This is a genomic window from Nonomuraea fuscirosea (genome assembly GCF_035917475.1).
In the GTDB taxonomy this organism is placed as follows: Bacteria; Actinomycetota; Actinomycetes; order Streptosporangiales; family Streptosporangiaceae; genus Nonomuraea; species Nonomuraea fuscirosea.
Window position 1 is genome coordinate 2,478,999 of the sequence record NZ_CP109074.1, and the last position, 12,743, is coordinate 2,491,741.

Here is a 12,743-nt window from a genome sequence, read left to right on the forward strand (position 1 = left end):
GTGCCTCCGAGCCGAACCGGGTAAGGCGCGGACGTGGCTGAACACGATGTCATCGACCTGCTGGTGGCCCAGCACGGCCGGATCAGGGACCTGTTCGACGAGGTGGAGCGGGCGCCCGCGGACAAGGTCGGTGCGGCGTTCGACCGGCTGACGCGCCTGATGTCCGTTCATGAGACGGCCGAGGAAGAGATCGTCCACCCGTACGCGCGCAGGAAGCTCGACAACGGCCAGGGCGTCGTGGCCGACCGGCTGACCGAGGAGAACAAGACCAAGCGCATGCTCGTCGCTCTGCACAGGGCCGGCGTGGACGATCCGCGCTTCTGGGACCGCCTGGCCGAGCTGCGTGCCGCCGTGACGGCGCACGCGCGCAGTGAGGAACGCTACGAGTTCGCCCGGCTGCGTGCGCACACCTCCGTGGTGGAGCGCCGGGCCATGGCGGCGGCCGTACGGGCGGCGGAGTCGCTGGCGCCGTCGCGCCCGCGCCCCGGCGCGGAGTCCCTGACCAGGAACCTGCTGATGGGCCCGCCCGCCGCGATCATGGACCGGGCGCGTGACCTGATCCGCAAGGCCCTGGGCAAACGCTGACGGCCACCGAGCCGAAGCAGCACGGCAGCCCAGGGCCGAAGCAGCACGACATCCTTCGACCCTGAGCGAAATGTCCACGTATTAGCGTGTTGAGCATGGAGTACATCGTTCGTGACGCCGACATCGCGCCCGTCGCCGCGCTGATCGCCGACCCCACACGGGCGGCGATCCTGACGGCCCTGCTCGACGGGCGCGCCCTGGCGGCGGGGGAGCTGGCCAGGATGGCCGGCGTGAGCGCGGCCACCGCCAGCGCCCACCTCGCCAGGCTGCTGGAGGGCGGGCTGGTGGACGTCGTACGCCAGGGCCGTCATCGCTACTACCGCCTGTCCGGCCACGAGGTGGCCGAGGTGCTGGAGGTGCTGGCCAGGATCAGCACCCGCCCCCCGGTGCGCTCGCTGCGCCAGTCCCGGCAGGCCAGGCGGCTGGAGGAGGCCCGTACGTGCTACGACCACCTCGCGGGCAGAGCCGGCGTGGGCCTGCTCGACCGGCTCGTGCGGGGCGGCCATCTCGCGGGCGGCGACCTGACCGAGTCGGGGGAGCGGCTGCTGTCGCGGCTGGGCGTGGACGTGGCCGGAGCGCGCGGGTCCAGGCGGCGCTTCGCACCCGAGTGCCTCGACTGGACCGAGCGCAGGGCGCACCTCGGCGGGGCGCTCGGCGCGGCGATCACGGAGGTCCTGTTCGAGCGCGGGTGGTACCGGCGCGACAGCGTGCCGAGGGCCGTGACCCTCACCGACGCGGGTCAGGAGGGGCTGGCGGAGCTCTTCGAAAGTAAGGAGCTAACATCGGGTACGCCGGTTACCTGAGTGGGAGAGACGCAACATGGGCGACAACGGAGTCGTGAACGTCGGTCCTGAGCCACTGAGCTTCGACGACGTCATCAGGGTGGCCCGCCACGGGGCCCCCGTCCAGCTCACCGACGACGCCGTGGCCGCCGTCGCGGCGGCCCGCCAGCGGGTGGACGAGCTGGCCGAGAGCCCCACGCCCGCGTACGGCATCTCGACCGGGTTCGGAGCCCTGGCCACCCGCCACATCGACCCGGCGCTGCGCGCCCAGCTGCAGCGCTCGCTGGTGCGCTCGCACGCGGCCGGCAACGGCCCCGAGGTGGAGACCGAGGTGGTGCGCGCGCTCATGCTGCTGCGCCTGCACACCCTGGCCACCGGGCACACCGGCATCAGGCCGACCACGGCCAGGACCCTGGCCGCGCTGATCAGCTCGGGCATCACGCCGATCGTGCACGAGTACGGCAGCCTCGGCTGCTCCGGCGACCTCGCCCCGCTGGCGCACGTGGCGCTCACCCTCATGGGCGAGGGCGTCGTACGGGACGCCTCCGGCAACGTGCGGCCCGCGGCCGAGGCGCTCAAGCAGGCCAGGATCGACCCTGTCGAGCTGGCCGCCAAGGAGGGCCTGGCGCTGATCAACGGCACGGACGGCATGCTCGGCATGCTCATCCTCGCCATCGACGACCTCACCAGGCTCGTCAGGACCGCCGACGTGAGCGCCGCGATGAGCGTGGAGGCGCTGCTCGGCACCGACCGCGTGTTCGCCCCCGAGCTGCAGGCGCTGCGCCCGCACCCGGGCCTCGCCCTCTCCGCCGCCAACATGACCAGGATCCTGCGCGACTCGGGCGTCATGGCCAGCCACCGCGACCCCGGCGACTGCACGCGCGTCCAGGACGCGTACTCGCTGCGCTGCGCCCCCCAGGTCGCCGGGGCGGCCCGCGACACGATCGCGCACGCCGCCACCGTGGCCGGCTGGGAGCTGGCCAGCGCCGTCGACAACCCGGCCGTGCTGGACGACGGGCGGGTGGAGTCCAACGGCAACTTCCACGGCGCGCCCGTCGCGTACGTGCTGGACTTCCTCGCCGTCGTGGCCGCCGACCTGGCCTCCATGTCGGAACGCCGCACGGACCGCTTCCTGGACGTCGCCCGCAACCACGGGCTGCCCGCGTTCCTCGCCGACGACCCCGGCGTCGACTCCGGCCACATGATCGCCCAGTACACCCAGGCGGCCATCGTCTCGGAGCTGAAGCGGCTGGCCGTGCCCGCCAGCGTCGACTCCATCCCCAGTTCGGCCATGCAGGAGGACCACGTCTCCATGGGCTGGTCTGCCGCGCGCAAGCTGCGCAGGTCCGTGGACGGGCTGAGCAGGGTGCTGGCCGTGGAGGTGCTCACCGCCGCCCGCGCCCTCGACCTGCGCGCCCCGCTGGAGCCCGCGCCCGCGACGGCGGCCGTGGTCAGGGCGCTGCGCGAGACCGTGCCCGCGCCGGGCCCCGACCGGTTCCTGGCCCCGGAGATCGAGTCCGCCGTACGGCTGGTGGCCGAGGGCGGCGTCGTCGCGGCGGCCGAGTCGGTCACGGGCCCGCTCGCCTGACGCTGTCATACCGGTCCCGGCACAGGGCCCGCTCGCCTGACGCACCGCCGGCCTGCCGGGCCCGCCCCTTGTCGGCCCGGCAGGCCGAGCCCGCCCCCTACCGGCCCGGCAGGGCCACGATCAGGTCCACCTCCAGCACCAGGCCGGGCAGGAACAGCTTCGACACCTCCACCGTCGTGCTCGCCGGCGGCGTGCCGGTGATGTACTTCCGGCGCACCCGCCCGTACGCGGCCCTGTCCTCCATGTCCGTCATGTACGTCCGGATGAAGGCCACGTCCTCGAACGTCGCCCCCTGATCGGCCAGGATGCGGGCGATGACCTGGAAGACGTGCTCGGCCTGGACCTCCATGGAGCCGGGGCCGACCACCTCGCCGCGCTCGTCGAAGGCCGCCTGGCCGGAGACGTAGAGGGTGTCGCCGGCCCGGACGGCGTGCGAGTAGAAGCCGTTCGTGGCCGGGATCGTGGTCAGGTTCATCGGCACGGCCCGCCGTTCCGGACGCTCAGGAGAAGGGGCTCCGACGTGCGCCGCGATGACCGTCAGGTCGCGCCCGCCCAGCCCGGCGGCCCGCGCCCGCTGCAACCTGGCCCTGGCGGCGGCGGCCATCGAGGCGCCCTCCCAGGCCGCCAGCTCCAGGTCCTTGGCGGCGTGCGCGAGCGAGTACCTGGTCTCCTCCGCCGGGGTCCGCAGCCGCCCGGCCACCGCGCCGAGCGGGGTGCCCGCCAGCACGTCGAGCAGCGCGCCGCGGTCCACGCCGTGCTCCCGCCCGTACGCGAGCGTCTCCGCCACCAGCACCTGCGCGGGCACGAGCGCGCTCATGACGGCGAGCTTCATGGCCGCGCCGGACCCCAGCGGCCCGGTCTCGCGGACGGAGCCGAACACCGACAGCACCTCGCGGCACCCCGCCACGTCACCGCCGGCCAGCACCGTCAGGCCGCCCTCGGCGGCCGGGCCCACGCTGCCCAGCACCGGCGCGTCCACCAGCCCCACCTCCGGCGGGAGCAGTGCCCGCAGCGCGTGCACCGCCTCGGGGCCGATCGTGGACATCTCGACCACCGTCGCGCCGGGCCGCAGCCCCGGCAGCGCCGCCGTCAGGACCTCCCGCACCGCCGCCGGATCGCTGAGCATGGTGATGACCAGTTCGGCCCCTTCGACCGCCTCGGCCACCGCCACGCCGTCCGCGCGCCGCCACGTCGTCACCTTGTGCCCGGCGAGCATGAGCCGCCGCGCCATCGGGACGCCCATGCGTCCCTGCCCGAGAAATGCAATCTGTCCGAGAAATGCAATCACGTGCCTCAGTGAACCCCGTCGCGAGGTATTCCACCACCGACTAGATTGCATACCAGCCATGCCTGACACGAATGCCTTCGACACCGCGGCGCTGCGCCTGTTCGACGAGGTCGCCAGAAGCGGCTCGTTCACCGCCGCCGCCGAGCTGCTCGGCTACACCCAGTCCGCGGTCTCCCGCCGCGTGGCCGCGCTGGAGCGCGCCGCCGGCGGGCCGCTGTTCGAGCGCCTGGCCCGCGGCGTGCGCCTCACGCCCGCAGGCGCCGCGCTGCACCGGCACGCGGTGGCCGTGCTCGACCGGCTCGATCGGGCGGGGGAGGAGCTGGCCGCCATCCACGGCGGGCGCGGCGGCACACTGCGGGTGGGCGCGTTCGCCACGGCCAACGTCGACCTGGTGCCCGGCACGCTCAAGCGCTTCGCGAGCCGCAACCCGCGCGTGGAGCTGCGGCTGACGGAGGGGCTCAGCTCCCGCCTGATGGACCGGATGCACGCGGGCGCCCTCGACGTGGCCGTCATCAGCGACTACCCGGCGGGCCTGCCCGGCGGCGGCGCGGGCACCGTGCCGCTGATCGAGGACCGGCTGTTCGTCGCGCTGCCCGCCGGGCACCGGCTGGCCGCCGAGCCGGAGGTGGACCTGCGCGACCTGGCCGCCGAGACCTGGATCGAGGCCGCCCCGCGCGGTCAGCCGACGCTGCTGGTGACGGCGTGCGCGGCGGCCGGATTCACGCCGCGCAGCGGGCTGCGGGTGGCCGAATGGTCGGGCAAGTTCGGGTTCGTCGCCGCCGGGCTCGGCGTGACGCTGGTGCCGGAGCTCGCGGCGCGGGCCGTACCGGCGGATCTGGTGCTCAAACCGCTGAAGGGTACGGCGCCCGTACGGAAGGTCTACGCGGCCCTGCCCGATACGCCACTGCCCGCCGCGCTGGAGCTGGTCCAGATGTTGGGAGAATGGAAGGCGTGTACGACGGTTTCGCCCACTTAGGTCACGTGTCCGCCACCGGGTTGCGCGACGTGACCTCAGACCTCGCCGCGCTCGACAGCGAGGGCTGGTGGGCCGTCGTCGTCGACTACGAGGGCAAGGTGACGTGCGCCCGGTTCGACCGGGTGCGCCGCGCCCCCCTGCCCACGCCCGCCGCCCCCTGGCGCGGCCCCCGGCCCGACCAGTGGCGCAGCTCCCTCGACCGGGCCGGCTACGAGCGCGGCGTCCACGCCATCAGGGCCTACATCGAGCAGGGCGAGGTCTACCAGGCCAACCTCTGCCGGGTCCTGAGCGCGCCCGTCCCGCCCGACGCCGACCCGCTCGCCCTGGCCGCCCGGCTCGCCGAGGCCCATCCGGCGTCGTACGCGGCCGTGATCCAGGTCCCCGGCCTCAGCGTGGTCTCGGCCTCGCCGGAGCTGTACCTGTCGCGCGACGGCGACGTCATCGAGTCGGGCCCCATCAAGGGCACGGCCGAGACCGTGGACGGCCTGCTGGAGAAGGACTACGCCGAGAACGTCATGATCGTCGACCTCGTCCGCAACGACCTCGGCCGGGTCGCGGCCGTCGGCTCCGTCGAGGTGCCGTCGTTGTGCGCGGCCGAGGAATACCCGGGGCTGGTCCACCTCGTCTCCACCGTCCGCGCCCGGCTCGCGCCCGGGGCGGGCTGGCCCGAGCTCTTCGCCGCGACTTTCCCGCCCGGATCTGTCACAGGCGCGCCGAAGTCGTCGGCTCTGCGCATCATCAATGAGCTCGAACCGGTCCCCCGGGGCCCGTACTGTGGGGCCGTGGGCTGGGTCGACGCCGACCGAGGCAGGGCGGCGCTGGCCGTAGGCATCAGGACATTCTGGATCTCGCCCTCGGCCGACGGCCGAGACGAGCTCCGGTTCGGCACGGGAGCGGGCATCACCTGGGGCAGCGACCCCGGGCGCGAGTGGTTCGAGACCGAGCTCAAAGCAGCCAGGCTGATCGCGCTGGCATCCACAGGAGGAATCTGAATGAACATCCCTGTCTGGGTCAACGGGCAAGTGATCGACCCCGGGAAGGCCACCGTCTCGGTGTTCGACCACGGGCTCATGGTCGGCGACGGCGTCTTCGAGACGATCAAGATCGTTGACGGCAAGTCGTTCGCGCTCACCCGGCACCTCGACCGGCTCACGCTCTCCGCCCAGCGCATGGACCTGCCCGACCCCGACGTCGCGGCCATCGCCGACGGCATCGACCGGCTCCTCGCCGTCGCGCCCGCCTGGTCTCTCGGACGCATCCGCGTCACCTACACCAGCGGCCCGGGCCCGCTCGGCTCCGACCGCGGCGACCAGGGCACCACCTCCGTCGTCATCGTGGACGAGCAGAAGCCGTTCCCCGAGACGGCGAACGTCGCCGTCGTCCCGTGGCCGCGCAACGAGCGCGGCGCCCTGTCCGGCGTCAAGAGCACCTCCTACGGCGACAACGCCAAGGCGCTGCTGCACGCGAAGCGGCGCGGCGGCGGCGAGGCCATCTTCGGCAACCTGGCCGGCAACCTGTGCGAGGGCACCGGCTCCAACATCTTCATCGTCCGCGACGGCCGCCTGCTCACGCCCACCCTCGGCTCCGGCTGCCTGGCCGGCGTCACCCGGGCGCTGGTGCTCGAATGGTGCGGCGGCGAGGAGGCCGACGTGCCGCTCCAGGCCCTGTACGAGGCCGAGGAGGCGTTCCTCACCTCCACCACCCGCGACGTCCAGCCGATCAGGCTCGTCGACGACACCGAGCTGCCCGCCGCGCCCGGCCCGATCACGACCAAGGCCATGCAGGTCTTCGCCGAGCGCTCGGCCGCCGACCTCAACCCCTGACCCGCGACCACCGTGGGCCCGTTGCGGGCCCACGGCTTTCAGCGTCGGATCAGTAGGACTTCTGCGTCTGAACGTTGAAGTCGTCCATCTTGACCTGCCCGGCCGGATCGGTCAGCGGATCAGTGATCTTCAGGACGTCCAGGCCCTCCAGGATGTCACTGGAGTAGATGTAGCCGTTGTAGTAGTACGCCGACCACGAGCCCGCGATGCCCCCCTCCGGGTGCGGCCCGCGCTCGAAGAACCCGATCTCCTTCGGCGCGGCCGAGTCGGTGAAGTCCCAGATCGACACGCCGCCCTGGTACCACGCCTGCACCATGATGTCCTTGCCCTTGACGGGGACCAGGGAGCCGTTGTGGGCCACGCAGTTCTCCTCCTCCTGCTGCACCCGCGGGATCTTGAAGTAGCCGCGCTTCTCCAGCTTGCCGCCGACCAGGTCGTACACGGCGTTCGCGCCCTTGGTGGCCGGGGTGTTGGTGTCGCAGGTGGCCTGGCCGCCGCCGCCCAGCTCGTCGCTGAACACGACCTTCGTCCCGTCGTTGTTGAACGTGGCCGAGTGCCAGATCTGGAAGTTCTCGGTGTCGGTGAGCTGCTGCAGCACCTTCGGCTTGACCGGGTCGGCGATGTCGAGCAGCACGCCGTCACCGAAGCAGGCCGCCGCCGCCAGCTTCTTCTCCGGGTACGCGGTGATGTCGTGGCAGCCGGAGGCGAACTCGGAGTGCTGACGCTCGGGGAAGATGTCCGGCTTCGCGACGACCTTCGCCTTCTCCGGCGACTTCATGGGGACTTCCACGATCTGGATGAGTTCGTGGGGGGCGGGGCAGGTCTCCGAGTCCGGTTCCGGGCCCGGCGACGAGACGTACACGTAGAGGCTCTCCCCGGCGGGGACCATCGTGTGGGTGTGGGAGCCGCACTCGGTCTGGACCGCGCCGACGTACTCAGGACTCTTCTTGTCGCTGATGTCGAAGATCCGCAGACCCTCCCAGCTGCGCCGGCCCTCGCCGGAGTCGCACTCCGGGCCGCCGCGCGGCTCGTCGATCGACAGGATCAGCAGGTTCTCGTGCACCGTCACGTCGTTCTGCTGCGCCGGGCAGGACACCTGGCTGACGACCTGCGGCTTCGTCGGGTCGCTGATGTCGTAGATCGCGAAGCCGCCGAAGTTCCCGACGTAGGCGTAGTCCCCCTGGAAGGCCAGGTCGGTGTTGAAGTCGGCCTCCCCGTTGAGCGGGGCCGCCCGCGGGATGTGGGCGACGTGCTCGACGTTCGGGCTCGTCTTCACGTCACCCGCGGCCGACGCGGCCGGCGTAGCGGCCGCAGCGCTGGTCTCCTGCGTACCGGCGGGCGTCGGCGTACCGGCCACGGGTGGCTCCGCGGCGCAGGCGGAGGCCATTAACAGCGCCGTACACAGCAACGCTCCGCGCAATGTGGCAGAGATCAACGCGCATCCCCTTTGTCTCGTAGCTCACTATGGAAGCTATGTCAGCAGGTGCGAGGCCGCGTACGGTAATCATCACAGTTATGGCGACATTTGCGCTTACTGCGTGCACACCGGAGCCACCTCGGCCCGCCGGGCCGTCACCCATAGGTACGCAGGCGCCGGTCATCGTGCCCGGCAGTCCCGGCGCTCCGGCCCGCACGGCGACGCCGGGGGAGCGCGTCGGGCAGACGCCGGCCGCCACGGTGGCCTCGGACGTGCGCTTCGCGGAGGGGATGATCCCGCATCACCGGCAGGCGCTGGAGATGACCTCACTGGTGCAGGCGCGTACGACGACGCCGGCCATCCGCTCGTTCGCCCGCCAGATCGCCGCCGCCCAGACCCCGGAGATCAAGGCCATGACCACCTGGCTGCGCGAACTTGGCCGCGAGGCCCCCGCCGGGCACGCGCACACGACGGACCCCGGCTACGGCATGGCCACCCAGGACCAGCTGAACGCGCTGCGCGCCGCCCAGGGAGGGGTCTTCGACCGGATGTTCCTGCAGCTCATGACCAGGCACCACGAGGGGGCGGTGAAGATGGCGGGGGAGGAGCTGGCCGGGGGCCGCGACCAGCGCATGCGGCTGCTGGCCAAGGACGTCTACTCGGGCCAGAGCATCGAGATCGCCCGCATGCGCGAGGTCCTGGGCTCCCTGCCCGCCTAGCGTCGGCTCAGGAGGGCCACAACATGTTGGTCAGCTCAGCGTCCAGATCCATGTAGTCGGTCTCACGCCCGGCCGGCACCTTCTCGTACGTACGGTGCAGGAACTCCGTGAGCGGGGCCAGCGGCACCTCGAACAGCGCCTGCCCGAACGGGGACGTCAAGCTGATGTGCAAGGTGCGCTCGCCATCGGCGCGTGCGGGCCAGACCTGCACGTCGCCGTCGCCGACACGCCTCACGATGCCCACGGTCAGCAACTCGCGGGCGAAGATCCACTCGACCGGTTCGTCGTTCCCTACGTGGAACGCCATGCGGATGGCATAAGGGTCGTCGGCTGTGTAACTCAGTCCGGCGAGCAGGGGGACGGTCGTACGGTCGGGGACCACAAGCCGAAGGCCAAGCTCGGCGGAGACGGTGGTGCTGTTCATCGTCAGCCAAACCTTTTCGTCGTAGGTCCCCTCTTCGGGGCTTTCACTGCTCTGACGGACTTCGTCGCGAGCTATGACGCGGAACGAAGAAACCTGTAGGAAAGATTCCGCTTCCAGGGCCTTCTGTAACGCACATCACAGCTGGACATTTAGGCATCTACCAGGCTAAACGGCATCAATCGGGTCGTATTTGCAAGGGTTTTGCGTGCTCTGGAGCCTGCCCCGGACGCGCCGCCCATGAACGTTTCTCAGCAAAGATCGTGGCCGATGCCTTCCGGGACACGACGATGGTATGCCACCCGCCCGCCGTGCCGATGGGCAACCGCCGCGTTTCACCCGAATCCCTCTGACCCGACCCCCGAGACGCCTCGCTCCTCCCCTTGATCGCCCCCTCGTATTGGTTTCGCTGTGGGCCCCGGAGTGCGGTATGGTTTTCCACGTCGGCACCGCAAGGCACCGGCAGGGCGGGCGATTAGCTCAGCGGGAGAGCGCTTCGTTCACACCGAAGAGGTCACTGGTTCGATCCCAGTATCGCCCACCACGTTCGCAGCAGGTCAGAGGCCACATCCCCGGTCGGGGAGGTGGCCTCTTTTGATGTTCGGGACCTGCCGTGGGGGGTGCCTGACTAACTGCCTGACGACGACGCCTCATCTTCGCTCGGGAAGATGTCGTCCATCGCGGTGGCGCCGTGCTCCATCACGGGTCGGATCTGCAGTCGGTAGACGGCTTCGGTGACGGCCGTTCCCTTGTGGCCAACCAGCCGTGAGATGTCCTCAAGAGCCATCCCACTGTCGGAGAGCAGTGACACGAAGCTGTGCCGGGTTTCCCGCGGCGTCCACTCGGCGCCGACCAGGCCGGCCCGCGTGATCACCCGCCGGAACTCGCGCCGCACGTTGCCCGCGCTCATCTTGGTGCCGTTCCGGGTGGCGAAGACCAGACGGTCCGGGTTCTCTCGGGTCGGAGCATTTCCTGCTGCGCTCAGGTGGCCCCAGAACGCTGTCAGGGCGTCGATGCAGCGCCGGGGCAGCTTGAGTGTCCGCCGCGACTTGGGGGTCTTCGTGTCCCCGTGGGCGCGCACTGACCTCCATACGTACACGGCGAACTCCTTGTGCTTCCAGCCCGCTATCGGCACCGGATGCCACTTTTGATGCTCTTCGTCGTAGGCGACGACATGAGACCAGGTGAGCCCTCGAAGCTCCTCGGTGCGGGCGCCGGTGAGCAGCGCCAGCACCACGTACGCCCGGAGCCAGGGCCGTGCACTCTCGGCGGCCTCCAGTACGGCCTCAGCCTGCTCGACGGTCAGCGACTTCGACGGCCGGCCGGGCCTGCCCTTCGGCAGCTCGCACAGCAGGACAACGTTCCGCTTCACCTTGTCCCGTGCCTGGGCACGTCCTACCGCCCGACGAAGGATCGACCGCAGCTCTTGCAGCGTGCGCGCGCAGCTTCGAACGAGAATGGGGCGAGTTCGTCCACCGCGCGTCACCTTGCCAACTCCAAGCCTTCGGGTTCCCCCGCCAGGACATTCTTACTGGACTGCGCAGACGCTGGCCGGCATGGCACTGCGATATCCGGAACTTGACCTCACGCCCTGGTCGGCCTCCGCTCCCGCACCACGCAGGTCTTGATTCCCTCCTGTGCCTTCGCGGCGTTCAACAGCACCCTCAAGGTCGAGTACGTGCGCGCATACGGCCTGCTGCGCATCACTCAGCGCCAGGGGTCGAGGGCGTGCTTGCCGTGGGTCTGGCCTGCTTCGAGTTGCTGCAGGACGGCCGGCCCGTCCGCCAAGGGGTGAAGCTGTGGGGTGCCGGGCGGGTACACGCCTTGGGCGATGAGTGCCTCGATCTCGATCAGCAACGACTGGTAGAGGGAGGGCTGATGCAGCGCCAGGGCACCGATGTGCAGGCCCTTGATCTGGACGTGGTGGGTGAAGACCAGGTCGTGCGTGGTCAGAACGGCATCGCCGGAAGCGGCGCCGAAGACGACGACGCGTCCGGCGAAGGGTTTGGTGACCGACAGGCTGGTCTTGAACGTGGCCTGTCCCACTGATTCCAAGGTCAGGTCGACTCCGCCGGTCAGGCGGGTGATCTCCGCGGCCAGATCGGGACGAGTGCGGTCCAGGACTTCCTCGGCGCCCAGCGCCTTGACGGTGCTGTGCTTCGCCGGTGACGCCGTGGCGATCACTCGCGCACCGTAGTGGTGGGCGAGGCGAACGGCGGCCTGCCCCACGCCGCCGGCGGCGGCATGGACGAGCACCACTTCACCCGGCTTGATCTCGCCCAGCGGTTTCAGTGCCGCCAGGGCGGTGGCCCAGTTCAGCACCAGGCCGAGGGTTTGCGCATCGCTCCAACCAGCAGGCACGGGAAGTACGCCCGCGGCCGGCATCGTCATGTACTGCGCGAAAGCGCCCGACCCGACTCCGACGACATGGGTGCCGGGTGACAGCGGGGTCTCGACGTCCGGGCCGGCGCCGACGATTTCGCCGGCGGCTTCGAAGCCCGCCACATAGGGTGCCTGCGGGCCTCCTTCGTACGTTCCGTAGGTCTGCATGACGTCGGCGAAGTTGATCCCGGCGGCGGCCACGCGGACCAGGTATTCGCCGGCCCCCGGGGTGGGGCGGCGCCGATCGGTCGTGAGGGTCAGGTCCTTCGGTCCGCGGTGCGATCGCTGGACCAGTGCTCGTACCGTCTGCTTCGTCATCTGCTGCTGCTGGTCGATCTCCATGCGTGGAAGGTAGGAGTCTGACACTTGTGTCAAGGTCAAGCGGCGATCATGGAGCAGGGCGGCGGGCCTGTCGCAGGTAGGCGTCGAGTGCCGCCTGCTGATCGGTGAGCACGGAGATGCGGGCGGCGAGCCGATCGCGGTAACTCTGCACCTCGTGCAGGAACTCCGCGCGTGCCGCATCAGTGCCCACGTCGGGTTCATCGGTGAGGCGGGGCAGGAGCTCCCGGATCAGCCGTACGGACAGGCCGGACTCCAGCAGCGAGCGGATCGTGAGCACCCGGTCGATGGTGGACTGGCAGTAGTCGCGGAACCCGTTGCCGCAACGACCGGGGACGATCAGGCCCGCATCCTCGTAGTGCCGCAACGATCGCGCACTCGCGCCGCTGACTCTGGATGCGTCGCCGATTCTCATGTCTGTGG

The 12,743-nt window shown here is 70.8% G+C and carries 13 protein-coding genes and 1 tRNA gene; 8 read left to right on the top strand and 6 right to left on the bottom strand.

Features of this window, described 5'->3' with window-relative positions:
• The first annotated feature begins 33 nt into the window (after nt 1–33).
• The 3 genes from OIE67_RS11190 (at nt 34) to hutH (ending at nt 2,955) form a co-directional block, all read left to right on the top strand.
• Nucleotides 34–585, top strand: coding sequence for a hemerythrin domain-containing protein (locus OIE67_RS11190; protein WP_326639234.1), 552 nt, complete (start codon nt 34–36; stop codon nt 583–585).
• Nucleotides 586–680: 95 nt separating this feature from the next.
• The gene (locus tag OIE67_RS11195; RefSeq protein WP_326639235.1) at nt 681–1,388 is read left to right on the top strand and encodes an ArsR/SmtB family transcription factor; all 708 of its coding nucleotides are present in this window, start codon (nt 681–683) and stop codon (nt 1,386–1,388) included.
• A 16-nt stretch (nt 1,389–1,404) separates the two neighbouring features.
• A complete protein-coding gene (gene hutH / locus OIE67_RS11200; RefSeq protein ID WP_326639237.1) occupies nt 1,405–2,955 on the top strand; it encodes a histidine ammonia-lyase in 1,551 nt (516 codons plus the stop codon).
• Nucleotides 2,956–3,052: 97 nt separating this feature from the next.
• Here hutH and OIE67_RS11205 read toward each other — a convergent pair whose 3' ends face one another.
• Nucleotides 3,053–4,243, bottom strand: coding sequence for a Rid family hydrolase (locus tag OIE67_RS11205; RefSeq protein ID WP_326639238.1), 1,191 nt, complete (start codon nt 4,241–4,243; stop codon nt 3,053–3,055).
• Nucleotides 4,244–4,301: 58 nt separating this feature from the next.
• On the opposite strand from OIE67_RS11205, the gene OIE67_RS11210 reads away from it, so the two are divergent.
• Genes OIE67_RS11210 through OIE67_RS11220 form a run of 3 tightly spaced genes read left to right on the top strand, consistent with a single transcriptional unit; the run spans nt 4,302 to nt 7,042 of the window.
• Nucleotides 4,302–5,219, top strand: a complete 918-nt coding sequence (locus tag OIE67_RS11210; RefSeq protein ID WP_326639239.1) for a LysR family transcriptional regulator — start codon at nt 4,302–4,304, stop codon at nt 5,217–5,219.
• Entirely contained in the window at nt 5,186–6,211 is a 1,026-nt protein-coding gene (locus tag OIE67_RS11215) for a chorismate-binding protein (protein WP_326639241.1), read from the top strand. The genes OIE67_RS11210 and OIE67_RS11215 overlap by 34 nt, the downstream gene beginning before the upstream one ends.
• Nucleotides 6,212–7,042 (top strand): aminotransferase class IV, encoded by an 831-nt coding sequence (locus OIE67_RS11220; RefSeq protein WP_326639243.1) that lies wholly within the window; start codon nt 6,212–6,214, stop codon nt 7,040–7,042.
• A 49-nt stretch (nt 7,043–7,091) separates the two neighbouring features.
• Here OIE67_RS11220 and OIE67_RS11225 read toward each other — a convergent pair whose 3' ends face one another.
• Nucleotides 7,092–8,429 (bottom strand): LVIVD repeat-containing protein, encoded by a 1,338-nt coding sequence (locus OIE67_RS11225; protein WP_407674836.1) that lies wholly within the window; start codon nt 8,427–8,429, stop codon nt 7,092–7,094.
• Between the two features lie 215 nt (nt 8,430–8,644).
• Between OIE67_RS11225 and OIE67_RS11230 the strand changes: the two genes are divergently transcribed.
• On the top strand, nt 8,645–9,178 hold the full coding sequence (locus OIE67_RS11230) for a DUF305 domain-containing protein (protein ID WP_326639247.1): 534 nt from the start codon (nt 8,645–8,647) through the stop codon (nt 9,176–9,178).
• 7 nt (nt 9,179–9,185) lie between these two features.
• Here OIE67_RS11230 and OIE67_RS11235 read toward each other — a convergent pair whose 3' ends face one another.
• Nucleotides 9,186–9,602 (bottom strand): SsgA family sporulation/cell division regulator, encoded by a 417-nt coding sequence (locus OIE67_RS11235; protein WP_103958541.1) that lies wholly within the window; start codon nt 9,600–9,602, stop codon nt 9,186–9,188.
• Between the two features lie 466 nt (nt 9,603–10,068).
• Here OIE67_RS11235 and OIE67_RS11240 point away from each other — a divergent pair.
• A tRNA-Val gene (locus OIE67_RS11240) sits at nt 10,069–10,143 on the top strand.
• A gap of 84 nt (nt 10,144–10,227) precedes the next feature.
• Here the strand turns inward: OIE67_RS11240 and OIE67_RS11245 are convergent.
• From OIE67_RS11245 to OIE67_RS11255, 3 genes are all read right to left on the bottom strand, one after another.
• On the bottom strand, nt 10,228–11,085 hold the full coding sequence (locus tag OIE67_RS11245; protein WP_326639252.1) for a site-specific integrase: 858 nt from the start codon (nt 11,083–11,085) through the stop codon (nt 10,228–10,230).
• Nucleotides 11,086–11,306: 221 nt separating this feature from the next.
• Entirely contained in the window at nt 11,307–12,323 is a 1,017-nt protein-coding gene (locus OIE67_RS11250; RefSeq protein WP_326639254.1) for an NADPH:quinone oxidoreductase family protein, read from the bottom strand.
• A 46-nt stretch (nt 12,324–12,369) separates the two neighbouring features.
• On the bottom strand, nt 12,370–12,735 hold the full coding sequence (locus OIE67_RS11255) for a MerR family transcriptional regulator (protein WP_326639256.1): 366 nt from the start codon (nt 12,733–12,735) through the stop codon (nt 12,370–12,372).
• Nucleotides 12,736–12,743 lie beyond the last annotated feature (8 nt).

What these genes read in the sequence shown, in the direction of transcription:
- OIE67_RS11255 (WP_326639256.1), bottom strand. Translation starts at nt 12,735, where the DNA reads ATGAGAATCGGCGACGCATCCAGAGTCAGCGGCGCGAGTGCGCGATCG.
- OIE67_RS11250 (WP_326639254.1), bottom strand. Translation starts at nt 12,323, where the DNA reads ATGGAGATCGACCAGCAGCAGCAGATGACGAAGCAGACGGTACGAGCA.
- OIE67_RS11210 (WP_326639239.1), top strand. Translation starts at nt 4,302, where the DNA reads ATGCCTGACACGAATGCCTTCGACACCGCGGCGCTGCGCCTGTTCGAC.
- OIE67_RS11195 (WP_326639235.1), top strand. Translation starts at nt 681, where the DNA reads ATGGAGTACATCGTTCGTGACGCCGACATCGCGCCCGTCGCCGCGCTG.
- OIE67_RS11215 (WP_326639241.1), top strand. Translation starts at nt 5,186, where the DNA reads ATGGAAGGCGTGTACGACGGTTTCGCCCACTTAGGTCACGTGTCCGCC.
- hutH (WP_326639237.1), top strand. Translation starts at nt 1,405, where the DNA reads ATGGGCGACAACGGAGTCGTGAACGTCGGTCCTGAGCCACTGAGCTTC.
- OIE67_RS11225 (WP_407674836.1), bottom strand. Translation starts at nt 8,429, where the DNA reads ATGGCCTCCGCCTGCGCCGCGGAGCCACCCGTGGCCGGTACGCCGACG.
- OIE67_RS11220 (WP_326639243.1), top strand. Translation starts at nt 6,212, where the DNA reads ATGAACATCCCTGTCTGGGTCAACGGGCAAGTGATCGACCCCGGGAAG.
- OIE67_RS11235 (WP_103958541.1), bottom strand. Translation starts at nt 9,602, where the DNA reads ATGAACAGCACCACCGTCTCCGCCGAGCTTGGCCTTCGGCTTGTGGTC.